This window comes from Blastococcus sp. TF02-8, assembly GCF_003319175.1.
GTDB lineage: Bacteria > Actinomycetota > Actinomycetes > Mycobacteriales > Geodermatophilaceae > Blastococcus.
The window spans coordinates 262,597-287,304 of sequence record NZ_QOHK01000001.1 but is presented as its reverse complement, the minus strand read 5'-3'; the positions used below and the strand labels follow the sequence as shown (position 1 = coordinate 287,304).

At 74.0% G+C, this 24,708-nt stretch carries 23 protein-coding genes; 16 read left to right on the top strand and 7 right to left on the bottom strand.

The window, feature by feature from the left end:
* The first annotated feature begins 136 nt into the window (after positions 1-136).
* Genes DQ237_RS01375 through DQ237_RS01350 form a run of 6 tightly spaced genes read left to right on the top strand, consistent with a single transcriptional unit; the run spans position 137 to position 5,353 of the window.
* Positions 137-787, top strand: a complete 651-nt coding sequence (locus DQ237_RS01375) for a GntR family transcriptional regulator (RefSeq protein ID WP_113796344.1) — start codon at positions 137-139, stop codon at positions 785-787.
* Positions 784-1,485, top strand: a complete 702-nt coding sequence (locus tag DQ237_RS01370) for a 4-carboxy-4-hydroxy-2-oxoadipate aldolase/oxaloacetate decarboxylase (protein ID WP_113796342.1) — start codon at positions 784-786, stop codon at positions 1,483-1,485. The genes DQ237_RS01375 and DQ237_RS01370 overlap by 4 nt, the downstream gene beginning before the upstream one ends.
* Positions 1,485-2,564: a 4-oxalomesaconate tautomerase gene (locus tag DQ237_RS01365; protein WP_113796340.1), complete on the top strand. Its 1,080-nt coding sequence runs from the start codon at positions 1,485-1,487 to the stop codon at positions 2,562-2,564. Before DQ237_RS01370 ends, DQ237_RS01365 begins: the two co-directional genes overlap by 1 nt.
* A 34-nt stretch (positions 2,565-2,598) precedes the next feature.
* Positions 2,599-3,561: a VOC family protein gene (locus DQ237_RS01360; RefSeq protein WP_113796338.1), complete on the top strand. Its 963-nt coding sequence runs from the start codon at positions 2,599-2,601 to the stop codon at positions 3,559-3,561.
* Positions 3,558-4,337 carry an NAD(P)-dependent oxidoreductase gene (locus DQ237_RS01355; protein ID WP_113796336.1) on the top strand — a complete coding sequence of 260 codons (780 nt, stop codon included), beginning with the start codon at positions 3,558-3,560 and terminating at the stop codon, positions 4,335-4,337. The genes DQ237_RS01360 and DQ237_RS01355 overlap by 4 nt, the downstream gene beginning before the upstream one ends.
* Complete coding sequence (locus DQ237_RS01350) at positions 4,334-5,353, top strand: amidohydrolase family protein (protein WP_113796334.1); 1,020 nt, start codon at positions 4,334-4,336, stop codon at positions 5,351-5,353. Before DQ237_RS01355 ends, DQ237_RS01350 begins: the two co-directional genes overlap by 4 nt.
* 22 nt (positions 5,354-5,375) lie before the next feature.
* Here DQ237_RS01350 and DQ237_RS01345 read toward each other — a convergent pair whose 3' ends face one another.
* Positions 5,376-6,005 carry a hypothetical protein gene (locus DQ237_RS01345; RefSeq protein WP_240619317.1) on the bottom strand — a complete coding sequence of 210 codons (630 nt, stop codon included), beginning with the start codon at positions 6,003-6,005 and terminating at the stop codon, positions 5,376-5,378.
* A 249-nt stretch (positions 6,006-6,254) separates the two neighbouring features.
* Between DQ237_RS01345 and purU the strand changes: the two genes are divergently transcribed.
* The gene (purU, locus tag DQ237_RS01340) at positions 6,255-7,127 is read left to right on the top strand and encodes a formyltetrahydrofolate deformylase (RefSeq protein ID WP_113796331.1); all 873 of its coding nucleotides are present in this window, start codon (positions 6,255-6,257) and stop codon (positions 7,125-7,127) included.
* A gap of 12 nt (positions 7,128-7,139) precedes the next feature.
* Here the strand turns inward: purU and DQ237_RS01335 are convergent, their stop codons facing one another.
* Positions 7,140-8,099: a hypothetical protein gene (locus DQ237_RS01335; RefSeq protein WP_113796329.1), complete on the bottom strand. Its 960-nt coding sequence runs from the start codon at positions 8,097-8,099 to the stop codon at positions 7,140-7,142.
* 194 nt (positions 8,100-8,293) lie between these two features.
* On the opposite strand from DQ237_RS01335, the gene DQ237_RS19380 reads away from it, so the two are divergent.
* Positions 8,294-8,506, top strand: coding sequence for a hypothetical protein (locus DQ237_RS19380; RefSeq protein WP_147251715.1), 213 nt, complete (start codon positions 8,294-8,296; stop codon positions 8,504-8,506).
* Between the two features lie 12 nt (positions 8,507-8,518).
* Here DQ237_RS19380 and DQ237_RS01330 read toward each other — a convergent pair whose 3' ends face one another.
* Both DQ237_RS01330 and DQ237_RS01325 read right to left on the bottom strand, forming a co-directional pair.
* Positions 8,519-9,982 (bottom strand): MDR family MFS transporter, encoded by a 1,464-nt coding sequence (locus DQ237_RS01330; RefSeq protein WP_240619316.1) that lies wholly within the window; start codon positions 9,980-9,982, stop codon positions 8,519-8,521.
* A 51-nt stretch (positions 9,983-10,033) separates the two neighbouring features.
* The gene (locus tag DQ237_RS01325; RefSeq protein ID WP_113796327.1) at positions 10,034-11,239 is read right to left on the bottom strand and encodes an MFS transporter; all 1,206 of its coding nucleotides are present in this window, start codon (positions 11,237-11,239) and stop codon (positions 10,034-10,036) included.
* Positions 11,240-11,428: 189 nt separating this feature from the next.
* On the opposite strand from DQ237_RS01325, the gene DQ237_RS01320 reads away from it, so the two are divergent.
* Genes DQ237_RS01320 through DQ237_RS01310 form a run of 3 tightly spaced genes read left to right on the top strand, consistent with a single transcriptional unit; the run spans position 11,429 to position 15,820 of the window.
* A complete protein-coding gene (locus DQ237_RS01320) occupies positions 11,429-13,876 on the top strand; it encodes a PAS domain-containing methyl-accepting chemotaxis protein (protein WP_240619315.1) in 2,448 nt (815 codons plus the stop codon).
* Positions 13,873-15,381 (top strand): chemotaxis protein CheW, encoded by a 1,509-nt coding sequence (locus DQ237_RS01315; protein ID WP_240619314.1) that lies wholly within the window; start codon positions 13,873-13,875, stop codon positions 15,379-15,381. Before DQ237_RS01320 ends, DQ237_RS01315 begins: the two co-directional genes overlap by 4 nt.
* A 10-nt stretch (positions 15,382-15,391) precedes the next feature.
* Entirely contained in the window at positions 15,392-15,820 is a 429-nt protein-coding gene (locus DQ237_RS01310) for a nuclear transport factor 2 family protein (RefSeq protein ID WP_113796324.1), read from the top strand.
* Here DQ237_RS01310 and DQ237_RS20485 read toward each other — a convergent pair.
* Complete coding sequence (locus DQ237_RS20485) at positions 15,798-17,042, bottom strand: kynureninase (protein ID WP_113796322.1); 1,245 nt, start codon at positions 17,040-17,042, stop codon at positions 15,798-15,800. The two genes, DQ237_RS01310 and DQ237_RS20485, sit on opposite strands and share 23 nt — an antisense overlap.
* A 79-nt stretch (positions 17,043-17,121) precedes the next feature.
* Here DQ237_RS20485 and DQ237_RS01300 point away from each other — a divergent pair, with 79 nt between their 5' ends.
* The 3 genes from DQ237_RS01300 to DQ237_RS01290 all read left to right on the top strand — a co-directional run bounded on the left by DQ237_RS01300 (position 17,122) and on the right by DQ237_RS01290 (position 21,098).
* Positions 17,122-17,859, top strand: coding sequence for an alpha/beta fold hydrolase (locus DQ237_RS01300; protein WP_113796320.1), 738 nt, complete (start codon positions 17,122-17,124; stop codon positions 17,857-17,859).
* A 200-nt stretch (positions 17,860-18,059) separates the two neighbouring features.
* Positions 18,060-19,553: an MFS transporter gene (locus tag DQ237_RS01295; protein WP_240619313.1), complete on the top strand. Its 1,494-nt coding sequence runs from the start codon at positions 18,060-18,062 to the stop codon at positions 19,551-19,553.
* A 51-nt stretch (positions 19,554-19,604) separates the two neighbouring features.
* Positions 19,605-21,098: an HNH endonuclease signature motif containing protein gene (locus DQ237_RS01290; RefSeq protein ID WP_113796318.1), complete on the top strand. Its 1,494-nt coding sequence runs from the start codon at positions 19,605-19,607 to the stop codon at positions 21,096-21,098.
* Between the two features lie 29 nt (positions 21,099-21,127).
* On the opposite strand, the gene DQ237_RS01285 is transcribed toward DQ237_RS01290, so the two are convergent.
* Complete coding sequence (locus DQ237_RS01285) at positions 21,128-21,961, bottom strand: alpha/beta hydrolase (protein ID WP_113796316.1); 834 nt, start codon at positions 21,959-21,961, stop codon at positions 21,128-21,130.
* Entirely contained in the window at positions 21,961-23,049 is a 1,089-nt protein-coding gene (locus DQ237_RS01280) for an LLM class flavin-dependent oxidoreductase (protein ID WP_166509444.1), read from the bottom strand. Before DQ237_RS01280 ends, DQ237_RS01285 begins: the two co-directional genes overlap by 1 nt.
* Before the next feature lie 130 nt (positions 23,050-23,179).
* Between DQ237_RS01280 and DQ237_RS01275 the strand changes: the two genes are divergently transcribed.
* Together DQ237_RS01275 and DQ237_RS01270 are read left to right on the top strand one after the other, a co-directional pair.
* Positions 23,180-24,283: an NAD(P)-dependent alcohol dehydrogenase gene (locus DQ237_RS01275; protein WP_113796312.1), complete on the top strand. Its 1,104-nt coding sequence runs from the start codon at positions 23,180-23,182 to the stop codon at positions 24,281-24,283.
* Positions 24,284-24,311: 28 nt separating this feature from the next.
* A complete protein-coding gene (locus DQ237_RS01270; RefSeq protein ID WP_113796310.1) occupies positions 24,312-24,698 on the top strand; it encodes a DUF6394 family protein in 387 nt (128 codons plus the stop codon).
* Positions 24,699-24,708: the final 10 nt, after the last annotated feature.

Genomic DNA, 24,708 nt, shown 5'->3' with positions numbered 1-24,708 from the left:
GGGGCGGCCCGTCCCCGGACCGGCCGCCCCGCAGGCGTCGCCCGCTGCCGTGCGCCGGTACGCCGTGGTGCCGGAACATGCCGAGATTGTCGTCAGGATTGTTGGCAATGTGCGCGGGCTGAGCTAGCGTTCGCCCATGCCATCCCCGGACCAGGCAACGGCGGAGCACGTGCTGCGGCAAGCCATCTCCCGTGGCGACATGCCGCCGGGATACCGGCTGGTCGAAGCCGAGATGGTCGAGCTGATCGGGGTCAGCCGCAGCGCGGTCCGGCTGGCCATCGACGCGCTCGTGGCCGAGGGGCTCGTCGAGCGGATCCGGAACAAGGGTGCCCGCGTCCGGGTGGTCTCCACCGAGGAGGCGATCGCCATCACCGAGTGCCGGGTGCCGCTGGAGGGCCTGCTGGCCCGCAAGGCGGCCGAGCGGATCACCGACGACGAGGCCGCGCGGCTGCGCACCCACGTGGACGCCATGGCCGCCGCCGTCGACTCCGGTGACCTGCAGAAGTACTCCGAGCTCATCCGCCAGCTCTACGGCCTGGTCGCCGAGGCGGCCCGCCACCCGATCGCGGCGGACCTGGTCGGGCGGCTCCAGGCGCAGCTCGTCCGCCACCAGTTCCAGCTCTCGCTGCGGCCCGGCCGTCCCCGGGTGAGCCTCGGCGGGCTGACCGACCTGGTGCACGCCATCGTCGATCGGGACCCCGAGCGGGCCGAGGCCGCGGCCAGCAACCACCTCCGCGGCGTCATCACCGCGTTGTCGGAGTCCAGCCCTTCCGGAGGAGCAGCATGAGGAACGTCGTCGTCACCGATCCGCCGCGCGCCGACGCCGCGGACGCCGAGAAGCTGGGTGGGTTCGGCGTCGCCACCGTGCACGAGGCGCTGGGGCGGGTCGGTTACCTCGGCCCGGAGCTCCGACCCGCGTGGCCGGGCGCGCGCATCGGCGGCACCGCGGTCACCGTTCTCTGCTGGCCCGGCGACAACCTGATGATCCACGTCGCGGTGGAGCAGTGCCGGCCCGGCGACGTGCTGGTGGTGGCCACGAACTCGCCCTCGACCGACGGCCTCTTCGGGGAACTGTTCGCCACCGCCCTGGCCCACCGCGGGGTCCGCGGCGTCGTCCTGGGCTGCGGCGTCCGCGACGTCGCGGAGCTCCAGGAGATGGGCTTCCCGGCCTGGTCGCGCGCCGTGAGCGCGCAGGGCTCGGTCAAGGCGACCGCCGGAGCCGTGAACGTGCCGGTCGTGCTCGGCGGGCAGACGATCCACCCCGGCGACGTCGTCCTGGCCGACGACGACGGCGTGATGGTGGTGCCGCGCGCCGACGTGTCCCGGGCGCTGACCGCGGGCCAGGCCCGGATCGACAAGGAGGCCGCCAGCCGCGCGGCCTTCCAGCGAGGAGAGCTGGGCCTGGACCGCTACGGCCTGCGGGACCGGCTGGCCGACTTCGGCATCGAGTACGTCACCTACGAGGAGCACGTCGGGGAGCAGTGATGGACTACGACGGCACCGGCGTCCGCGCCACGATGATGCGCGGCGGCACCTCGCGGGGGTTGTTCTTCGAGGCGCGCGACCTGCCGGCCGACCCGGCCGAGCGCGACGACCTGCTGCTGCGGCTGATGGGCACCCCCGACCCGCGGCAGATCGACGGGCTCGGCGGCTCCACCACGCTCACCAGCAAGGTCGCGATCGTCTCGCCGTCGCCGGACCCCGAGGTGGACGTCGACTACCTGTTCCTGCAGCTGGGCGTGGACGAGGCGACGGTCAGCGACCGGCAGAACTGCGGCAACATGCTCTCGGGCATCGGCCCCTTCGCCGTCGAGCGCGGACTGGTACCCGCCGGCGACGGCGAGACCAGCGTGCGCATCGGGATGGTCAACTCCGACAGCGTCGCCGTCGCCACGTTCCCGACGCCGGGCGGCCGGGTCGAGTACCGCGGGGACGTCGGGATCGCCGGCGTACCCGGCACGGCGGCCCCCGTGGTCCTCGCCTTCACCGACACCGAGGGTTCGGCGACCGGCGCCCTGCTGCCGACCGGCCACGTGCGCGACACGGTCGAGGGCATCGAGGTCACCTGCGTCGACAACGGCATGCCGGTCGTCCTGGCCGACGCCGCCTCCTTCGGCCTGACCGGGGACGAGCGGCACGAGGAGCTCGCCGCCGACGTGCCGCTGCTCGAGCGGATCGACGCCTTCCGCCGCAAGGCCGCCGAGCTCATGGGCATGGGCGACGTCTCGGGCGCCTCGGTGCCCAAGACCGTGCTCCTCTCCGCGCCGCGGGACGGCGGTCAGGTGTGCACCCGCTCGTTCATCCCCGTCCAGCCGCACAGCTCGATCGGCGTGCTGGGCGCGGTCAGCGTCGTCACCGGGATGCTGCTGCCGGGCGCCGTCGGGCACGAGCTCACCGCCGACTGGCCCACCGACACCTCGCGGGTCGACGTCGAGCACCCGACCGGCCACCTGATGGTCGACGTGGTGGTCGACGGCTCCGCCACCCCGCCGCGGGTGCTCCGCTCCGGGGTGGTCCGCACCGCCCGCAAGCTCTTCGACGGCCTCGCCTTCCCGCGGGCCTGAGCCCGCCCCGCCGACCCGACCAGAGGAGACCCCCGTGCCGCCGCTGCACGACATCGCGCACCTCGCCCACGTCGAGCTGCTGACCGACCAGCCCGAGGAGTGCCTCGACTTCTACGTCCGCTACCTCGGCATGACCGAGAACGGCCGCCAGGGTGACTCGGTCTTCCTGCGCGCGTGGGACGACTACGAGAACACCACGATCAAGCTGACCGCGGCGCCCCGCCCCGGGGTCGGACGCACGAACTTCCGGGCCAGCAGCCCCGAGGCGCTGCAGCGCCGGGTGGCGGCCATCGAGGCCACCGGTCTGGGCCGGGGATGGCAGGACGGCGATCCCGGGTACGGCCCGGTGTACGTCTTCACCGATCCCGACGGCCACGAGATGGGCGTCTACTACGAGTGCGAGTGGTACCGGCCCGAGGGCGACCTCAGGCCGGCGCTCAAGAACCAGGCGCAGGCCTATCCGGGCCGGGGCGTGAGCGTCCGCCGCATCGACCACATCAACTACCTGGCCGTGGACCCGGTCGCCAACCGCGACTTCGCCGTCGACGTGCTCGGCGGGATGATCACCGAGCAGATCGTGCTGGACGACGGCGTGGCCGGCAGCTGGACGACGTTCACCAACAAGGGCTACGACGCGGTGTGGACCCGGGACAACACCGGGACCGCCGGGCGGCTGCACCACCTGTCCTTCGCCGTCGACAGCCGCGACGACGTCATCCGCGCCGCCGACCTGGCGCTGGAGCACGGGATCCACATCGAGACCGGCCCGCACAAGCACACCATCCAGCAGAGCTTCTTCCTCTACGTCTGGGACCCGGCGGGCAACCGGATCGAGCTGGACAACCCGGGCGCCCGGCTGGTGTTCGCGCCGGACTGGCAGCCCATCGACTGGAACGCCGCCGAGCGGGCCAAGGGCCAGGCCTGGGGGCTGCAGACGATCTCGACGTTCCACACCCACGGCACGCCGCCGGTCGAGCAGCCGGGCGCTGCCGGGTGAGCGCCCGCATAGCCCTGCTGGGGCTCGGCGAGGCCGGTGCCCTGATCGCCGCCGACCTCGTCGCCGCCGGGGCCGACGTCCGCGGCTACGACCCGAAGGGCGTCGCCGTCGAGGGGGTGCAGGCGCGCGGCAGCGAGGCCGAGGCGGTCGCCGATGCCGAGCTCGTGCTCAGCGTGAACAGCTCGCACGACGCGCTGACCGCCCTGACCAACGCGCTCCCGGGGCTCCGCCCGGGCACGGTGTGGGGCGAGCTGAACACCGCCTCACCCGGCGTCAAGGCGGCCGTGGCGGAGGCGGCGGGGGAGGGGGTCGACGTCGTCGACGTCGCCCTGATGGCGCCCGTGCCGGGCAAGGGCCTGCGCACGCCGATGCTCGTCTCGGGTCCTGCGGCGCAGCGGTACGCCGACCTCCTGTCGCCGCTGGGAGCCGAGGTCACGGTGCAGCCCGGCCCGGTGGGGGAGGCGATCTCCCGCAAGCTCCTGCGCAGCGTGTTCTACAAGGGCCTGGCCGCCGCCGTGGTGGAGGCGCTGGCCGCCGGCGAGGCGGCGGGCTGCGCGGACTGGCTGCGCGGCAACATCAGCGCCGAGCTGGCCGGTTTCGACGACCGCACCATCGACCGGCTGGTCGAGGGGACCCACCGGCACGCCCGACGGCGGGCCGACGAGATGGCCGCGGCGACCGAGCAGCTGGGCGAGCTGGGGGTCACCCCGCGGGTGGCCGCCGCGGCCCGTGACCTGCTCGCCGAGCTGCGCGACGCCCAGGAGGGGACGGCGTGATCATCGACTGCCACGGCCACTACACCACCGCCCCGGCGGCGCACACCGCCTGGCGCGAGGAGCAGGTGTCGGCCTGGAAGGCGGGCACCACGCCGCCGGCCTATCCCTCGATCAGCGACGACGAGATCCGGGAGACCATCGAGGGCAGCCAGCTGCGCCTGATGGACGAGCGCGGCATCGACGTCACGCTGTTCTCCCCGCGCGCCTCGGCCATGGCGCACCACGTCGGCGACGAGGCCGTCAGCCTGGAGTGGGCCCGCCGCAGCAACGACCTGGTCCACCGGGTGACGACGCTCTACCCCGACCGGTTCATCGGCGTCTGCCAGCTGCCGCAGTCGCCCGGGGCGCCGATCGAGGGGGCGATCGCCGAGCTGCGGCGCTGCGTGGAGGAGCTCGGGTTCGTCGGCTGCAACCTCAACCCCGACCCCAGCGGCGGTCACTGGACCTCGCCGGCGCTGACCGACCGCAGCTGGTACCCGTTCTACGAGGCGATGGTGGAGCTCGACGTGCCGGCGATGGTGCACGTCTCGGGTTCGGCGACGCCGTTCTTCCACGCCACCGGTGCCTACTACATCAGCGCCGACACCACGGCGTTCATGCAGCTGATCCAGGGGGAGCTGTTCACCGACCTCCCCGAGCTGCGGCTGGTGATCCCGCACGGCGGGGGAGCGGTGCCCTACCACTGGGGCCGGTACCGCGGGCTGGCCGACATGCTCGGGCAGCCGCCGGTGGAGACCAACGTGATGGGCAACGTCTTCTTCGACACCTGCGTCTACCACCAGCCCGGGATCGACCTCCTGCTCGAGGTGATCGACACCCCGAACGTCCTGTTCGGCTCGGAGATGGTCGGCGCCGTGCGCGGCATCGACGAGCGCACCGGCCACCACTACGACGACACCCGCCGCTACATCGACGCCGCCTTCGACAAGGGCGCGCTGGACGAGCAGGCCCGCGCGGACGTGTTCGAGCACAACGTGCGGCGGGTCTACCCGCGGCTGGCCGCGCGGCTGGGCTGACCGGGCGGGTGCCCGGGACGGCTCAGATCGTCTCGGGCACCCGCAGGTGGGCGATGGCCACCTCGAAGTCGGCGGTGTCCACGGCCTCGATGCCCATCGTGGGCGCGAACTCCTCCCGGAACTCCCGGGCGCCCTCGGCAGCCTGCTCGAGGTCCGCGCGGGTGTCGTAGGAGACCGACGCGACGGCGAGGCCGTCGGCCCGGCGCGTCAGGACGCTGACGCCGCAGAACCCCGGCAGGTCGTCGAGCTTGGGCATGAGGGAGAGCCGGACGGCGTCGACGGCGCGGTCGACGCCGTCGGGGTCGGTGCGCAGCCAGGTCACCCGGCCGGCTGCCGCCGGGTGCGGCTCGTGCACGCGGTGCATGGCGGCCACCTCCCACTCCTCCAGCACAGGGGCGCCCCCGAGGGAGGCCACCGTCCGCTCGGCCAGGGACCGGACGCGCTCCTCGCTGGCCCGCAGCGCCGTCTCGTCGGCCCAGGAGGTGGTGACGATGCACCGCCCCGTGGCCCGGTCGGCGAGCATCGACAACCCCACGTAGCCGGCCACGGTGCCCAGTTCGCTCATCACCTCGTCGCGCACGTAGGCGATGCCGGCCTCCACCGCGCCGGGCTCACCGTAGATCGTCGTGGAGCGGGCGTGCATGCGGGCCATCGGTCCTCCGGGTGCGCGGCGTCGGTGCCCGGGCGGGCAGTGCGGCCAGGGTGCGCGCCCGCCGTCGGCCCGACAAGCGCCCGCGCGGCGCCCGCGCCTACGTCGATTGTCGCGGGCGGGGCGGCAGGACCCGCCGTCCACGAGACGTCATCTGCGGCATCCGTCACACTCGCCGCCCTGCATAGGTTCAGCGCAGACCCGGACGCGGCCGGTGGGCCGGCCGCGGCGGCCCGACCTGAGGGAGGCGCGATGACGCGGCTCGCCGGCGCCCAGCACGGTGTCCTGGTGCTCTCCTGCCAGGACTCGCCCGGCATCGTCTACGCGGTGTCGGGGTTCCTGATGGAGCAGCACTGCACGATCCTGGAGAGCCACCAGTTCGACAGCCCGACCAGCGGCATGTTCTACATGCGGGTCGAGTTCGCCCACCTCGAGGGCGGTCCGCTGGACTTCCCGGCGCTGTGCGCGGCCTTCGAGGAGACCGCCGCACGGTTCGCGATGAACTGGCGGCTGGCCGACGCCGCGGAGCGCCAGCGGGTGCTGATCATGGTGAGCAGGTACGCCCACTGCCTGATCGACCTGCTGTTCCGCAACTCCATCGGCGAGCTCAACCTCGACGTGGTCGCGGTCGTCTCCAACCACCCGGATCTGGCCAACATCGCGGACTTCTACGGCGTCCCCTTCCGGCACATCCCCGTGACCCGCGAGACCAAGGCCGAGGCCGAGGCGGCGCTGCTGGACATCGTCCGCGAGGAGGGCGTCCAGCTGGTGGTCCTGGCCCGGTACATGCAGATCCTCAGCGACGACCTGTGCCGCCACCTCGAGGGCCGGGCGATCAACATCCACCACTCGATGCTGCCGAGCTTCAAGGGCGCCCGGCCCTACCACCAGGCGCACGCCCGCGGGGTGAAGTTCATCGGGGCGACCGCGCACTACGTGACGGCCGACCTCGACGAGGGGCCGATCATCGAGCAGGAGATGCTGCGGGTCGACCACGCCCTGGACCCCGACGAGCTCGCCGCCCGGGGCCGGGAGGCCGAGACCCGGGCACTCGCGCACGCGGTGCGGTGGCACACCGAGAACCGGGTCGTGATCCACGGGAACCGGACCGTCGTCTTCGAGTGACGGCCGGGGCCGTCAGGCCGAGCGGGACCGCCACCGGAGGGCCGCCGAGGTCCACCAGCCACCGGTCGCGGCGGGCGTGGGGGAGCTGAGGGCCGCGGCCTCGGCGCGCAGGGCGACCAGCCGGGCCTCCAGAGCCTCGGTCTCGGCCAGGAGCGCGGACCGGCGCGCGGCTGCCGCGTCGTCCAGCCGGCGGCGCTCCCCGGCGGCCTCCTCGTCGGCGCGCCGGCGCTCCTCGCGGCCGACGGCGAGCATCCGCACGATCTCCTGCCTGGCCTGCTCGTGGGACGCCAGCGCGTGCTCGGCCGCGCGCTGCCGGAGCCGGTCGGCGTCCTCCTCGGCCAGCCGTCCGGTGAGCCGGGCCTCGGCCAGGTAGCGCTCGGCCTCGGCGCGGAGCTCGGCGCCGGTGCGCTCCGCATCCTCGACGGTGGCCCGGGCATCGGCGAGCAGACCTGCCGCCTGCTCGGCGGCCAGGGCCAGCCGGCGCGCCGCCTCGTCGTCGGCCGCGGCCAGCGCCTGCGCCGCCTCGGCGGAGAGGCGGGCGGCCGCCTCCGCAGCGGCGGCGCGCTCGGCCTGCGCGTCGGCCCGGATGCCGTCGGCCTCGTCGGCGGCCGCGGCCAGCAACGTGCCGATGCGCTGGGAGGTGCCGAGCAGCTCACGGCCACTGCTGGAGTGGTCGAGCAGCCGGCGGGCGTCGTCGAGCGCGGCGACGGTGTTCAGGTGGCGCACCATCAGGTGCTCGCGCTCGCGTTCGGCCGTGGCCAGCTCCTCCTCGGCCCAGCGGACGTAGGTGTCGACCTCGAAGCGGTCGTAGCCGGCGACGGCACGGCGGAACATCGGGGCCGAGCCCAGCACGTCGGCGAGATCGCCGGACACCTTCGGCCGGTCCCGCTCGACCGCGGTGGGCACCTCGTCGGTGGCGTCGGCCCCGACCGGCGCTGCCGTGTGGTCCACGACGTGGGTCTGCGTGCTCATCCTCTGCCTCCCGGCGTCGTGACGTAGATCGCCTCGGAACGCTACGGCGGGTCACGACGCCTGGCGTTCCGAGACCGGAGCGGGTCACCCGGACGGGGTGACCCGCCCTCCGGCCGAGCCTTGCGCCTGCCCCGTCGGGGTGAGCCGGGCGGCACAGCGGTTTCCCGTCCGCCGCGGTCGCGCACCCTGGTGCCATGGATCCCGCCACGACCACGCCGCCTCCGGGCAGCATGACGGTCCCGCCGCTGTTCGAGTGGCAGACCGTCGCGGTCGTCGTGGGGCTGGCCGCGGTGGTCGCACTCGTCGTCGCCGTGGCCCTGGTGGCCGGGCTGAGCCGCCGCGGACGCTCGGACTGGGAGTCCTGGCTGGCGTCGCGGTCGCCGCGCGGCGGCGACCGCAGCTCGTAGCCCGGCGCGCGCTCAGGCCGCGGCGACGGGCTCCGCGGCCCGCGGCTCGCCCTGCGCCCGGCCGCGGTCGCGGGGCATGAGCAGCACGGCGGCCAGCATGGCGACCGCGAGCACCGCCGTCGCCAGGAAGACCAGGTGCACCGCGGAGGTCAGCGCGTCGGGGGAGACCCCGCCGCCCTCGACGTCGGCTCCTCCGAGACGCGCGTTGACCAGCGCGCCGAACACCGCGACCCCGACGGCGCTGCCCGCGGAGCGGAAGAACATGTTCGCCCCGGTGACCACGCCCCGCTCCTGCCACTGTGCGGCGGACTGCGCGGCGATCAGCGTGGGGGCGGCCGTGAAGCCCATGCCGAGACCGATGACGAACGACGTGACGCCCACCTGCACCACGCTCGCCCCCTCGTCCAGCGCGAGGAGGAGCCCCGCGCCGGCGACGACGACGGCGCTGCCCAGGAGGGCGGTCGCCCGGATGCCGATGCGCAGGTACACCCGGCCGGCCAGCGACGCGGAGATGGGCCAGCCCATGGTGAGCGCGGCGAGCGCGAAGCCCGCGACCAGCGGCCCGGTCCCCAGCACCTCCTGCACGAAGGTCGGCACGTAGGAGGTGAGCCCCAGCAGGATCGCGCCGACGCAGGCGGCCACCAGGTTGGTGGCGACCAGCAGCCGGCGGCGCAGCAGGTGCAGCGGGACCACCGGGTCCGCCGCCCGCCGCTCGACGAGCACGAAGACCGCCAGCAGCGCCGCGCCGCCGGCCAGCACCGCGATGCTCGGGGCGGAGGACCACGCCCAGGCCTCGCCGCCCTCCAGCAGACCGAGGATCAGCAGGGTCAGCGCGGTGGTGAGCGTGGCGGCGCCGATGTAGTCGACGCGCGGGCGCCGCCGCTCGACCCGCTCGTCGAACCGCAGCCCGATCATGGCCGCGGCGACCAGGCACAGGGGCACGTTGACGAAGAAGATCCATCGCCAGCTCACGTACTCGGAGAAGACGCCGCCCAGCGTCGGGCCGACGACCGAGGAGATCGCCCAGACGCTGGCGATGTACCCCTGGACCTTCGCCCGCTCCTCCAGGGAGTAGAGGTCACCGACGATCGTCATCGACATCGGCTGGACCGCGCCGGCGCCGAGGCCCTGGACCGCCCGGAAGGCGATCAGCGCCGTCATGTTCCAGGCCAGGCCGCACAGGACGGAGCCGAGCAGGAACAGGCCGATGCCGAAGAGCATCACCGGCTTGCGGCCGAAGACGTCGGCCAGCTTGCCGTAGACGGGGACGGTCACCGCCTGGGCGAGCAGGTAGACCGAGAAGAGCCACGGGAACTCGGCGAAGCCGCCCAGGCTGTCGACGATCGACGGGACGGCGGTGGCGATGATCGTCGAGTCGATGGCCACCAGGCCGGTCGAGAGCATGACGCCGATGAGGACCGGGCCCCGTTCCGACCGGAACCCGACACCCGACGCCCCACCCTGACCACCGCTCACCCGACCGAGGTTAGAACGGCTAAGCAACTCGTCGGTGACCGGCCCGTCCGGTCAGCCAGGTCCGGGCGAGGTGACCGACCGGGGCAGGGACAGCGCGGCCAGGAGGCCCGCCCCGACCACGACCGCGGTGGCGGCGAAGGCCCACTGGAACGAGGCGACGTCGGCGAGCCAGCCGGCCACGAGCGGACCGGCGACGGCACCGAGGTCGGCCGACATCTGGAACACCGCGACGAGGCGCCCGCCCCGCGCGGGGCTGATGTCGGCGACCAGCGCCGCCGGTGCGCTCGACAACAGCGACGCCGCCAGGCCGAACAGGGCCATCGCGGCGAGGAAGACCAGCAGCTGCGGCGGGAGCACCAGCGCGCCCACGGAGGCGGTGGCCAGTGCCGAGCCCAGCACCAGGGAGGGCCGCCGCCCCCACTGGTCGACCAGCCGGCCGGAGCGGAGCAGCCCCAGCGCCTGGGCCAGGGAGCCGGCGAGCAGCCCCGCGCCCGCCCAGGCCACGGTGCGGCCGAGCTCCTCGGTGACGTACAGCGGGACCATCGAGTTGCGCACGCCGAAGAGGAACCACCCGGTGCCGAGGTTGGCGACCAGTGCGGCGACGTAGGCGCGCGAGCGCAGCGCCGTGGTCAGCCGCACCGGCCCGGGTTCCAGGTCCGGCCCGGGGGAGGGGGCACCGTCGCCCTGCTCGGGAGCCGCCCTGAGCAGGACCAGCGCGACGGCGCCGGCGACGAGCAGGAAGCCCGCGTAGAGGAAGAACGGCAGCCGCGGCGAGAGCTCGGCCAGCAGCCCGCCGGCCGCGGGCCCCGCGATGCCGCCGAGGATGAAGCCGCCCTGCCAGGTCGCCGCGGCGCGCCCGCGGTGGGTGGGGGGCGCGACCCGGAACAGCAGCGAGAGCGCGGACACCGTGAACATCGCGCTGCCGATCCCACCGGCCGCGCGCAGGGTGAGGAACAGCGGGAAGGAGCCGGCCAGCCCGGCCAGACCGGTCGTCACGGCGACCAGCCCGAGGCCGGTGGCGAGCACGATCCGTTCGCCGAACCGCTCGACCAGCGTGCCGCCGCCGAAGGCCGAGACGAATCGGAAGAACGCGAACGCGCTGACCGCGAGGCCCACCGCCGTGCGGCCGACGCCGAAGTCGCGCGCGAAGAGGGGGATCGCCGGTGCCACGATGCCGAAGCCGAGGGCGACGACGAAGGCGACGACGGCGAGGATCCGGACCTCACGGGGAAGGCCGTCCGGCCGCACTGAGCGCACGACGGTGGATCGTGCCCGTTCCTGCCCGCTGCCTCGTCGGCGGGTCGGCAGCCGCGCAGGAGGCTGCGGCGCCTGTGACGCGAGGGGCGCAGGGGGTTGGTCGGATCAACCCGGCGGCGGCCCCCGCCGATGGATGGATCGGGTCCAACCATGCGGCCCGGTCGAACCTGTCTGCTCCGAGGTGCCTCCATGCCGTCCAGCTCGTCCGCCACGCCCTCCGGGGAACTGTTCGAGCTCCGGAGCATCGTCGACGTCCTCCGGCGGGCCGTGGCGATCGCCGAGTACGCGCCGGACGGCACGCTGCTCACCGCCAACCAGGGCTTCCTGGGCCTGGTGGGCTATTCGCTCGGGGAGGTCGAGGGCAGGCACCACCGCATGTTCTGCGACCCGGCGACGACCGAGGATGCCGCCTACACCGAGTGCTGGGAGCGGCTGGCCGCCGGCACGCTCGAGCCCAGTGCGGTGAGCAAGCGGGTGGCCAAGGGTGGTCGCCAGCTGTGGCTGCGCTCGACCTACCTCCCGGTGACCGGCGGGGACGACGCGACGGTCAGGGTGCTCGAGATCGCCGACGACATCACCGAGGCCAAGCAGGCCGAGACCGACCACCGCGGCAAGGTCGCCGCGATCGACCGGGCGCAGGCGGTGATCGAGTTCCGGCTCGACGGCACCGTCATCACCGCCAACCAGAACTTCTGCGACGCCACGGGCTACGCCCTGCACGAGATCCAGGGCAAGCACCACCGCATGTTCTGTGAGCCGTCCCTGGCGTCGAGCCCGGGGTACGCCGACTTCTGGGCGCGGCTCGGTGCCGGAGCCTACGAGTCCGGTGAGTTCAAGCGGGTGGCCAAGGACGGGTCCGAGATCTGGCTGCAGGCGACCTACAACCCGGTCCTCGACGACACCGGCGTCCCGACCAAGATCGTGAAGTTCGCCAGTGACATCACCGAGGCCAAGCTCGCCGAGGCCGAGTTCCGCGGCAAGGTCGCGGCGATGGACCGGGCACAGGCGGTCATCGAGTTCGACCTGACCGGTCGGGTGCTGCACGCCAACCAGAACTTCTGCGACACGACGGGCTACAGCCTGGAGGAGGTCCGGGGGAGGCACCACCGGATGTTCTGCGAGCCCGGGTACGCGGCCTCGGAGGAGTACGCCCAGTTCTGGCAGCGCCTGGGCCAGGGCCAGTACGAGTCGGGAGAGTTCCGCCGCCGCCACAAGGACGGGTCCGAGATCTGGCTGCAGGCGACCTACAACCCGATCCTCGACGCCGCGGGCGAGCCCATCAAGATCGTGAAGTTCGCCAGCGACATCACCCTCGCCAAGCGGCAGACCAACGAGTTCACCGGCAAGGTCACCGCGATCGAGCGGGCGCAGGCGGTCATCGAGTTCGACCTCGAGGGGCGGGTGCTGTCGGCGAACGCCAACTTCCTCGACGTGATGGGCTACACGCTCGCCGAGGTCCAGGGCAAGCACCACCGCATCTTCTGCGACCCGGCCTACACGGCCACCGAGGAGTACCGGAAGTTCTGGGAGAAGCTCGCCTCCGGTGACTTCCACACCGGTGAGTACCGCCGCGTCGGCAAGGGCGACAAGGAGGTCTGGATCCAGGCCACCTACAACCCCATCCTCGACGAGGCGGGCCGGCCGTTCAAGGTCGTCAAGTTCGCCAGCGACGTCACCGAGGCCAAGCGCCGGGCCGCCGAGGTGGAGGCACGGATCGCCGCCCTGGACCGCGCGCAGGCGGTCATCGAGTTCGACCTCGAGGGCAACGTGCTCTCCGCCAACGAGAACTTCCTGCGGACCATGGGCTACTCGCTGCGCGAGATCGTCGGTCACCACCACAGCGAGTTCTGCGACGACGACTACATCCGCTCCCAGGAGTACCGCGACTTCTGGATCCGGCTGGGCAAGGGCGAGGTGCTCGCCGGCCGGTTCCACCGCAAGGGCAAGTTCGGGCGCGACGTGCACATCCAGGCCACCTACAACCCGATCCTCGACCTCTCCGGGCAGCCGTACAAGGTCGTCAAGTTCGCCTACGACGTGACCGCCGACGTCCAGCGGGAGAACCGCGTCTCCACCGGCACCCGCGCGATGGCCGCGTCGGTGCGGGAGCTGGCCGTCTCCATCGACGACATCGCCCGGAGCTCGCAGACCGCCACGAGCCTGGCCGGGGAGACCCAGGAGAACGCGCAGCAGGGTGTCGAGGCGCTGCGGGCCTCGCTGGAGGCGATCGCGCTGATCCAGAAGTCGTCCAACTCCATCACCGAGATCGTCCGGGTGATGGGGGAGATCGCCAACCAGACCAACCTGCTGGCCTTCAACGCCTCGATCGAGGCGGCCCGCGCCGGCGAGCACGGCATCGGCTTCTCGATCGTGGCCGGCGAGGTCCGCAAGCTCGCCGAGCGGTCCTTCGAGGCCTCGCAGCAGATCGGCAGGCTCATCGAGGAGTCCGCGGAACGGGTCGCCCAGGGGTCCGAGGTGTCCAAGCGGGCCGAGAGCGCCTTCGAGCGCATCGTCGACAGCGTCACCCGCACCAACGACACCATCCGCGGCATCTCCGCCTCGACCCAGCAGCAGCAGGCGGCCTCCCGGGAGGTCGACGAGCTCATCGCCCAGCTGGCCTCGGCCGAGCCGGCGTGACCGCCGCGGACGCCGAGGGGCCCGCGGAGGTCGTCTACGGGCTGCTCCGCATGGCCGGCTCGGAGGTCGCGCTGCCGTTGTCGGCCTTGCGGGAGGTGGTGCCCTGCCCCGCCGAGCTGGCCGCGATCCCGGCTGCCGCCCCCGGGCTCCTCGGCGCCCTCGAGCTGCGCCGGACGGTGCTGCCGGTGCTCGACCTCGGTGCCGTCCTCGGCCGGCCGGTCGAGCGTCGTCCCGACCAGGTGGTCGTGGTCGTCGCCTCGGGGGGCCAGGTGCTGGGGCTGCTCGCCGACGAGGTCCGCGGCATCTGCAAGGTTCCCGCCGGCGACCTGGTGGGCGCCCGGACCGAGGGCGGCGGGCTGCTGTTCTCCTCGACCTTCCGCCACCCCGAGACCGGGCAGGCGCACAGCATCCTGGATGCCGGGGCGATCCTGGCGCTGCCCGGCGTCCCCACGGTCACCGACGTGACCCGGGACGCCGCCTCCGTCGGCGCCGCCGGCCCCGGCGGGGCGCGCCGGATGCTCACCGTCCTGCGTTGCGGTCCGTACCGCCTCGCGGTCGACGCCGCCCACGTGCACACCACGCTGCCGACGCCGGAGATCCTGCCGTCGGTGCTGACCAGTGGGACCTGCCGCGGCATCGTGCACTTCTCCGACCGCGAGGTCCCGGTCGTGGACCCGCTGGTCCTGCTGGGACTGGGCGAGCTCGGCAGCGGGGACACCGGCGCCGGGCTCGTCCTCGACCTCGGGCCGGGATACGTCGTCCTGGGGCTCAGTGAGCTGCTGGAGCTCGCGGAGGTCGCGGACGAGGACGTGCTGCCGACCCCGCCGTACGCGCTCCCGCGGCCGGACCTGCTCGCCGGCATGGTCGACGTCGAGGGCCTCGGCGACTGCCTCGTCCTCGACGGCGCGGCGCTCCGGGCCGACGCCGAGCTCACCGGCTTCGCCTCGGTGAACACCGCCCTGGACACCGCGCCCGCCCGCGGCGACGACGTCGCCGCCGTGGCCGCCGCGGCGGCCACCGGCGCGCCGTCGTACCTGATCTTCTCCATCGGCGTGGACATCGCCACCCCGCTGGACCACGTCGCCGAGATCGTGCCCTTCCCCGCCAGCGTGACCAGCACCGCGGTGCCCGGGCTGCTGGGGTTGATCACCCACCGGCGTGCCGCCGTCCCGGTCCTCTGCCTCGCCACCCTGCTGGGCCGGCGGGAGCAGCCCGCGGGGGAGTCCGCGTGCCTGCCGCTGGTCGACGTCGACGGCAGTCCGGTGGCCTTCGCGGTGGACGCCCTGCGCACCATCGCCCCGCGTACCTGGGCCGATCCGGAGCAGACGGTGCGCGGTGCGGCGGCCGACCACGGCGCGACCCTCCGGTCGGCACCGCTGGTGCGGGTCGGCGAGGACAGCAGGCTGCTCCCGGACCTCGACCTGCGCGCGGTCGCCCGCCGGCTGCAGCACGGGGCGGAACCGCTCCGGCCGGCCGTGCCCGTGGAAGCCCGGCTGAGCCGCTAGCGTCGACGGCGTGATCGAGGACGTCGTCGCGCGCTGGCACCGGTACATGACGGGGGAGCTCCCCGGGGGTCTCGGCGAGCTGCTCGCCGACGACGTCGTCTTCTACTCACCGGTGGTCTTCACCCCGCAGCGCGGCAAGGAGATCACGACCGCGTACCTGGAGGCGGCCGCCGTCAGCCTGTCCGGGGACGCCGCGGGCGGGACCTTCCGCTACACGAAGGAGCTCCTCGCCGGCGACACCGCGGTGCTCGAGTTCGGGACCAGCGTGGACGGGAAGTACGTCAACGGCGTCGACATCGTCCGGTGCGACGCCGCGGGCCGGATCGTCGAGTTCCGGGTGATGATCCGCCCGCTGCAGGCGATCCAGGCCGTGCACGAGCAGATGGGCCGGCGGCTGGCCGCCCTCGCCGAGCAGGTCAGGCGCCCCGCGAACGGATGAGCTGATCGACGTGCGCCAGCGCCGTCGCCAGCTCCGCGAAGCTCGTGCTCAGCGGGGACAGCCCGATCCGCAGGCCGCGGGGGCGGCGGAAGTCGGGGATGACCCCGCGGCGCCAGAGCTCGGCGACGACCGCCTCCATCGCGTCGTGCTCCAGGAGGACGTGCCCCGCCCGGGAGGCGGGATCGCGGGGGGAGGCGACGGTCACGCCGAGCGGGGCGAGCACCGCGTCGGCGACCTCCAGGACGTACCCGGTCAGGAGCACGGACTTCTCCCGGACAGCAGGCATGCCGGCGCGGGCGACCAGGGTCAGCATGTCCTCGACCGGGATCATCGACAGGATCGGCGGGGTGCCGCTGAGGAAGCGCCGGATGCCGCTCGCCGGTGCGTAGTCCGGGCCCATCGCGAACGGTTCGGCGTGCCCCATCCACCCCGGGATGGGCTGCACCAGCTCGTCCTGGAGCCGCGCGGCCACGTAGCCGAACGCGGGCGCGCCCGGACCGCCGTTCAGGAACTTGTAGCTGCAGCCCACCGCGAGGTCGACGTCGGCCTCGTCCAGCCGCACGTCGACGACGCCGGCGGAGTGGCAGAGGTCCCACAGCACGAGTGCGCCGGCCCGGTGGGCGGCGGCGGTGATGCCGGGCAGGTCGGCGAGGTAGGCCGACTTGTAGGCGACGTGGCTCAGGAGGACCACCGCCGTCCGCTCGCCCACCACTCCCTCCACCTCGGTGAGCGACACTCCGGCCGCCGGATCCGGTGCGATCCACCGGACGGTGCGGCCGGTCTCGGCGGCCACCTGGGTGACGACGAAGCGGTCGGTCGGGAAGTTCTCGGTGTCCGCGACGATCTCGGTCCGGTCGGGACGGGCGTCCACCGCCGCGCGCAGCAGCTTGTAGAGGAGCACCGTCGTCGAGTCACCGACGACGGTCTGGCCGGCTGCGGCCCCGAGCACGGTGCGGCCGATCAGGTCGCCGACGACGGTGGGGCGCTCCAGCCACCGCTCGTCCCACGCGCGGATCAGCCGCTCGCCCCACTCCTCCTCGACGAAACGGGCCAGCCGTCCGGCGGTGACGGCGAGCGGGCGGCCCAGGGAGTTGCCGTCGAGGTAGGCCAGCACGCCCTCGGGCAGCACGAACTCCTCGCGGAAGCCGGCCAGCGGGTCACGCGCATCGAGCTCGGCGGCGCGCTCGAGCAGCTCACGGGGGAGCCGGGGGTCCTCGGTCACGGGGCTGGACGCTAGCGCTGCCGGGTCGGGCGGGTACTACTGGCGCCGAACACGTGGTGGATCGACGGAGGGTGACCGAGTGACCGAGGACCGTTCCGTGCTGGACCGCGAGGCGTCGCCGCCCGACGTCGTCCTCTCCTACGGGAGCGATCCCGACCAGGTGGCCGACGTCCGGTTCGCGGAGGGATCGCCGCCCGAGCGACCGGTCGTCGTCCTGCTGCACGGCGGGTTCTGGCGGCCGCAGTTCGACCGGCTGCACCTGCGGGCGACCACCGGAGCGCTCGCCGCGGCCGGATGGCCCTCGGCGGCGCCGGAGTACCGGCGGGTGCCCGGCAGCCCCGACCTGATGGTGGACGACGTCCTGACCGCGATCCGCGCGGTCGGAGGCGTGCCGGAGTTCTCCGGACGGCGGATCGTGCTGGCCGGGCACTCCGCCGGCGGCCACCTGGCCCTGCTGGCCGCGGCGGTGCTGGAGCCCGCGTCCGCCGCGGCGGGCGTCGTGGCACTGGCGCCGGTCGCCGACCTGGGGCTGGCCGAGGCGCTCGGGCTGGGCGGTGGCGCGGTCGCCGCCTTCCTCGGCGGGGCCGCCGCGGAGCGCCCCGACCTGGACCCGGTGCGGCTGCCGACCCCTCGGGGGGCCGTGCGGATCGTGCACGGGACGGCGGACGAGATCGTCCCGATCGAGGTGGCGGAGTCCTACGTGCGGGCGCACCCGGCGGCCGGGCTCGTCCGGGTCGACGGCGGGCACTTCGCGGTGATCGACCCGGCGAGCGGCGCGTGGTCCTCGGTGCTGGACGCCCTGGCGCGCGTCGGCTGACCCGCCTTCCCGGCTGACCCGCCTTCCCGGCTGACCCGCCTTCCCGGCTGACCCGCCTTCCCGGCTGACCCGCCTTCCCGGCTGACGCCGCCTGCCCGGCTGACGCCGGATCGGGTGCGTCCGGTCGGGTCGCGCACGACCGGTTGCACCCGGCAACGGCGGGTACGTGCGACCCCGTCTGTCAGCGGGAGGGGTGCGCGGTGTCGGGAACGCAGCAGGAGGCCGTGCGGCCGGGGTCGGGGGAGGAGCCGGACCCGCGGCGGTGGAAGGCGCTGGCGGTGTGCCTCGTGGGCGGCTTCATGGTGCTGCTCGACGTCTCGATCGTGAACGTGGCGCTGCCCTCGATCCGCGACGGGCTGCAGGCCTCGGAGAGCGAGCTGCAGTGGGTCGTCTCCGGCTACGCGCTGACCTTCGGCCTGCTGCTGGTCCCGGCCGGTCGGGTCGGCGACGTGCGCGGACGCCGGACCATGTTCTGCGTCGCCCTGGCGCTGTTCAGCCTGGCCTCGCTGGCCTGCGGACTCGCGCCCACCAGCCTGTTCCTGGTCATCGCCCGCCTCGTGCAGGGCCTGGCGGGCGGTCTGCTCACGCCCCAGATCAGCGCCCTCATCCAGCAGCTGTTCCGGGGGCGCGAGCGCGGCACGGCGTTCGGCCTCTTCGGCACCGTCATCGGCGTCTCCACCGCCGTGGGCCCGCTGCTGGGCGGCACCCTGATCGCCGCGTTCGGCGCCGACGCCGGCTGGCGCTGGGTGTTCTTCATCAACCTCCCCATCGGGCTCGCCGCGATCCCGCTGGCCTGGAAGCTGCTGCCCCCACCGGACGAGCGGCAGCGCACCCGGCACGACTACGACCCGGTCGGCGTCGGACTGCTGGGCTCGGGGATCGTCGTCCTGCTGCTGCCCCTGGTGCAGGAGCGGCAGTGGCAGGGCAGCGCGAAGTGGCTGCTGATCCCCGCGGCCCTGCTGCTCCTCGGGGCCTTCGTGCTCTGGGAGCGGCGGTACACCCGGCAGGGCCGCGAGCCGCTGGTGGACCTGGTGCTGTTCCGCCTGCGTTCCTGGTCCTTCGGTGCCGGGATGATCACGCTCTTCTTCGCCGGCTTCACGCCGCTGTTCTTCGTCTTCACGCTCTACCTGCAGACGGGGCTCGGCTACACCGCGCTGGAGGCCGGGCTGGCCATCACGCCGTTCGCCGTCGGATCCGCCGTCGCGGCCGCCGTGGGCGGGCGGGTCGTGCACCGCTTCGGCCGGCTGCTGATCGCCGTGGGGCTGGCGCTGACCGTCGTCGGCTTCCTCGGCGCGCTGCTCGCCGTGCACCTCGCGCCGACCGACGGCACCGGGTGGGCCACGCTGGCGCCGCTGCTGGTCAGCGGCCTCGGCGGAGGGCTGGTGATCTCGCCCAACCAGGCGGTGACGCTGTCGGAGGTGCCGGTGGAGCGGGCCGGGACCGCGGGCGGGCTGCTGCAGGTGGGTCAGCGGATCGGGGCCGCCGTGGGCATCGCGGCGGTCGGGTCGGTCTTCTTCGCACGGGTCGCCGCCACTCGCGGCGACTTCGCCGACGCGTTCACGCACGGCCTGCTGGTCGCGACCGCCTTCGTCGTCGCCGCGCTGGTGCTGGCGATCGTCGACGTGGTCGTCGACCGGCGGATCTCCCGCCGGTCGGCGGAGTCGCACCCGGCGGAGCCGGCTGCGGCGAGCTGACCCGTCGGCCGCCCTCCCGGAACTGTCGGAGGTCGAACGTATGTTCGCCCCATGGACCCGGCGGGCGGCACGTCACTCCTCGAGGAGTCGTTGCGCGATCTGCTGGCTGCTGCACCCGAGCGGGGCAGCCTCGCGCCGGCATCCCGGCTCGGCGCTGGCGAGGTCGCCGCCGAACTGGCCAGGATCCAGCGCAACCGCGCGCGCGAGGCCGCGCGCGAGGCGGAGCTGATCCTGCGGCTGGCCGAGCTGTGTCCCGACGCCGACGATCCTCGACCGGGAACGCCCGGAGCCCGGCGGACGTGGCGGCGGACGGAGCCGGAGTTCGCCGGGGTCAGCGAGTTCTTCCCCGACGAGCTGGCGCACGCGATCAACCTCGGCCGGGGCACGGCCGCCTTCCGTGCCCGCCGGGCCTTCACCTGGCGGGAGAACCTGCCGGCCACGTTCGCGGCGCTCCGCTCCGGGCGCCTCGACGAGCGGCGTGCCGGCGTCCTGGCCGACTCCCTCCAGCACGCCGACCCCGACCTCGCCCGGGCCGTCGAGGCCGCACTGCTCGACGAGGCATCGACGACCGCGCCGGCCGCGCTCCGCACCCGGGCGCTCGCCCTCCTGGCCGAGCTGGATGCCGCCGCCGTCGAGCGGCGCCACCGGGAGGCGAAGAAGGCCGCCGACGTGCGCACCTACGAGACGGGCGACGGGATGGCCGCCCTCACCACCGATCTGCCGGCGGACGAGGCGGCGGCCTGCTACGCGATGATCGACCAGCTGGCCCGCATGGCCAAGGCCGACGGGGACGAGCGGCCCATCGGCGAGATCCGGTCGTCCATCCACTCCCTGCTGATCCGCCGGCCGGCCGACTCGGGTCTGCCCGGGGTCGGCGTGCAGCTCGCCGTCACCGCCACGCTCGAGACCCTGGAGGGCTCCTCCGGGCGCCCCGGGGAGGTGAACGGTTCGGTGATCACCGCGGCGCAACTGCGCGACCTGCTGCGCCGGGTGGGAGCGCTGGCCCTGACCGCTCCCGACGGCGGAACCCTCACCTTCGCCCTCACCGACGAGCGCGGCCGCCTGCTCGCCGGCCTCACCGCGGCCGAGCTCGCCCGGCTGGCGGCGCGTGGCTGCCCCGACCACCCGGACGCGGGGGAGGCAGGCGCTGGGTGCGAGTGCCCGGTGAGCGGTCCACCGCCGGACACCGACGCCTACACACCCACGACCGCGCAGCACCGCTTCGTCGACACGCGCGACCGGCGCTGCCGCATGCCCAACTGCGGCCAGCGTGCGGGCTGGGCCGACCACGACCACGTCGTCCCGCACGCCCGGGGCGGCACGACGACCTGCTCGAACCTCTGCTGCCTGTGCCGCTCCCACCACCGGCTCAAGACCTTCGCCCCCGGCTGGGTCTTCCGCATGGACGACGACGGAACGCTGCACGTGACCAGCCCGTCCGGCGTCACCCGCACCACCCGGCCACCCGGTCTCCGACCACGCGCGCCGGACCCGGCGTCGGCGGACCAGGCGCACGTCGGAGCTGTCGATCCTCCGCCGTTCTGACCTATCGCGCCGGCCGTCGCGGGCACTTCTCAGCCGGCGGAGCCGCCCGAGGGGAGCAGGTGGTGACGCAGGAACGCGGCGACCGCGGCCAGCGAGGCCGGGGAGTCGAACGCCGGGTCCTCGTGGTTGGCGCCGTGCAGCAGCCACAGGGTCGCGTCCACGCCCTCGGCCCGCAGGGCGCGGTAGAGGTCACGGCTGTGCTCGGAGGGGATCAGCCCGTCGCGGTCGCCGTGCACGAGGAGGAACGGCGGGGCGTCGGGGTGCACCTGCGCCACCGGGCTGGCGGCGAGCGCCGCCGGGCGGTCGTCCCGCACGTCGTCGACGCCCAGCAGCCGCGCCTCGAACGAGGGCTCCGGCATTGGCCCGGTGAGGAAGGGCGGCGGCGGACCCTCGGGGAGGTCGGAGTCCCGCCGGAGGAGATCGGTGGGCGGGAACCAGGCGACGACGGCCTGCACCGAGGCGTCGCCGCGCTCGGCGTCGGCGCCGTCGTCGGTGAGACCCAGCAACGACGCGAGGTGGCCGCCCGCGGACGCTCCCCACACCCCGATGCGGGTGCCGTCGAGCCCGTGCTCGGCGGCGTGCGCCCGCAGCCAGCGCACGGCCGCCCGCGCATCGTCCAGCGGGGCCGGGAACGTGGCCTCCCCGCTCAGCCGGTACCGGACGGCGGCGACGGCCACGCCGTGGTCGGCCAGCGGCGCGAGTCGCTGCTCCGCGCCCACGCCGCGCGAACCGCGCAGCCAGCCGCCGCCGTGCAGCCAGACCACCAGCGGCGCCGGCCGGACGTCGGGCACGTACAGGTCCAGCTGCAGGTCGGTGCCGTCGACGCTCGCGTAGACGAGGTCGCGGTGCACCGTCGTGCCCATCAGCGCGCCACCGCGGACCGGACCGAGGGCACGACCTGGTCGCGGAAGAGCCGCACCGAACGAAGCACCGTCTCCACGTCCAGCGAGCCCCAGGCGAAGGCGCCGGCGAAGTAGTTGATCTCGCCGACCTCCCGCGCCCGGGCCACCTGCGCCGCGACCGTCTCCGGCGACCCGACGAACAGCTTGTGCCCCGCGACCAGGGCGTCGAAGTCGGCGGGCCCGGTGAAGCGGTCGCTGCCGTGCGCCCGCCACAGGTGGGTGAAGCTCTCGTAGTGCGCCCCGAACGCGGGGCGGGCCAGCGCCACCGCCTCCTCGTCGGTCTCCGCGACCAGGACGTGGCGCAGCATGCCGAACCGCGGCGGGGTGCCCGGGAGGCTGTAGCGCACGCCGCCCGCGGCGGCGGAGCGGTGGAAGTGCTCGAAGAAGATCCGGCTCTGCTCGCGCACGGCCTCCAGCGGGGGAGAGGCGAAGCCGAAGCCGAAGAGCACGTTGTAGCCCTCGTCGCCCAGCCGCGGGATCGAGGTGGCGTTCGACGTCGGGTACCACAGCGGCGGGTGCGGGCGCTGGTACACCGGAACGTGCAGCGGCACCTCCTCCGCCGTCCCTCCGCCGTCCGCCGGACGACGGAACCTGCCGGTCTCCAGCGCCTCGACGATCGCGGGGAAGGACGACTCGAAGCGCGCCGCGGTATCGGCCGGGCCGAGGCCGTACATGGCCGCCTCGATGGGGGAGGAGCCCTTGCCGACGCCGATGTCCAGCCGCCCGTGGCTGAGCTGGTCGAGCATGCAGATCTCCTGCACCAGCCGCAGCGGGTCGTAGAGCGGGACGATGAAGGTCGTCGGTGCCAGCCGGATGCGCTCGGTCACCCGCGCGGCCGCGGCGAGGAAGACGGCCGGCGACGGGGAGAGTCCCAGCGGCGTGCCGTGGTGCTCGGCCAGGTGGTAGGTGGTGAACCCGCCCCGGTCGGCCTCGGCGAGGACGCGCAGCCGGGCGTCGTACACCTCGGCCGGGGACAGCCCGGGAACGGCGTCCACCCAGTCGAACAGGCCGAACTCGAACTCGCCCCGCACGTCCTGCTGTGCTGACATCGCGTCCCCTCCGTCGGCCGCCCGAGAGCGCGGTGCACCGGAACCTACCCATCGGCGGCTGCGGTGGCGCCGCGCGGCCGGCGGGTGTGCGATCGGAGCCGGTCGGTCGCACCAGCGGAGGGGGACGGGCATGCGGATCACCGCCGCCGTCGTCGAGGAGCTGCACGGTCCCTTCGTCGTGCGCGAGGTCGAGCTCGACGAGCCCGGTCCCGGAGACGTGCTGGTGAAGGTGGCCGCGACCGGGTTCTGCCACACCGACGGCATCGCCCGCGACGGCGACCTGCCCTTCCCGCTCCCCGGCGTGCTCGGTCACGAGGGCGCGGGCACCGTGGTCGCGGTCGGCGACGGTGTCACGGGGGTCCGCGAGGGGCAGGACGTCGTCCTCGGCTGGCCGTCGTGCGGTGCCTGCCGGAACTGCCTGGCCGGGGAACCCCGCTACTGCCTCCGGCTGGGTGAGCTGGTCGGGGGAGGGCACCGGCTCGACGGCGCCTCGGCCCTTCACGGCACCGACGGGTCGCCGCTGGCCAGCCACTTCTTCGGGCAGTCCTCGTTCGGCACCCACGCGCTGACCACGGCGTCCTCGCTCGTGCCCGTGCCGGCCGGGCTGCCGGTGGAGCTGATGGGCCCGCTGGCCTGCGGGCTGGCCACCGGCGCCGGCGCCGTGTTCAACACGCTCAAGCCGGCACCCGGCAGTTCGATCGTCGTCTACGGCGCGGGCACCGTCGGCCTGGCGGCGGTCATGGCGGCCCGCAACTCCGCGGCCACGACGATCATCGCCGTCGACCGGCACGCCGGCCGGCTGCGGCTGGCCGAGGGGCTCGGCGCGACGCACGTCGTCGACACCACCGAGACCGATCCGGTGGCGGCGGTGCTGGACATCTGCGGCGGTCCGGCCGACGCGTCGCTGGACTGCACCGGCAATCTCGCGGTCATCCGGCAGGCGATCGACTCGGTGGGGATGCTCGGGACGGCGCTGCTCATCGGCGGGGCGCCCGCCGGGGCGGAGTTCACCGCCGATCACCTGACCACGCTGTGGGGCAAGACGATCCGCGGAACCCTCGGCGGCAGCGGTTCGGGCCAGCAGCTGATCGCGGCCCTCATGGACCTCCACGCCCAGGGACGCTTCCCGTTCGACCGGTTGGTGCAGTACTTCCCGCTGGACCGCATCGCGGACGCCGTCGAGGCGTCGTACAGCGGCGCCGTCGTGAAGCCGATCCTGACCATGCCGCACTGATGGTGGCGCCGGCCCCGGGTGGGGCAGCATGAACCTGGAGAAGGTGGTCTTCGGCTTCTTCGTCGTCCTGGCCGCCACCCTCAACTTCGGGTTCTTCATCGGTGACATCTCCGACCCCGACCTGCACAACCCCTACGAGCTGTTCGCGGCAGTCGTGGTCAACCTCGTCGCGACGGTGCTGAAGTTCGGCGACCGCACCCAGATCGGGGCGGTGCACCTCGCGACGAGCCTGGTGGCCGACCTGCAGCTGATCGGGGCGACGCTGCTGTTCGGCTACGCGACCCACGTGTCCTCGGCGGGGATGGACGAGTCGTGGACCGCGAGCGTCGTGTCGCTGTCCGGCGGTGCCCTCCTCGCCAACGTCGTCTCGGTCGTCCTGCTCGTCGTGGAGACGGTCTCCTTCCACCGCGACTGAGAGGGCCGAT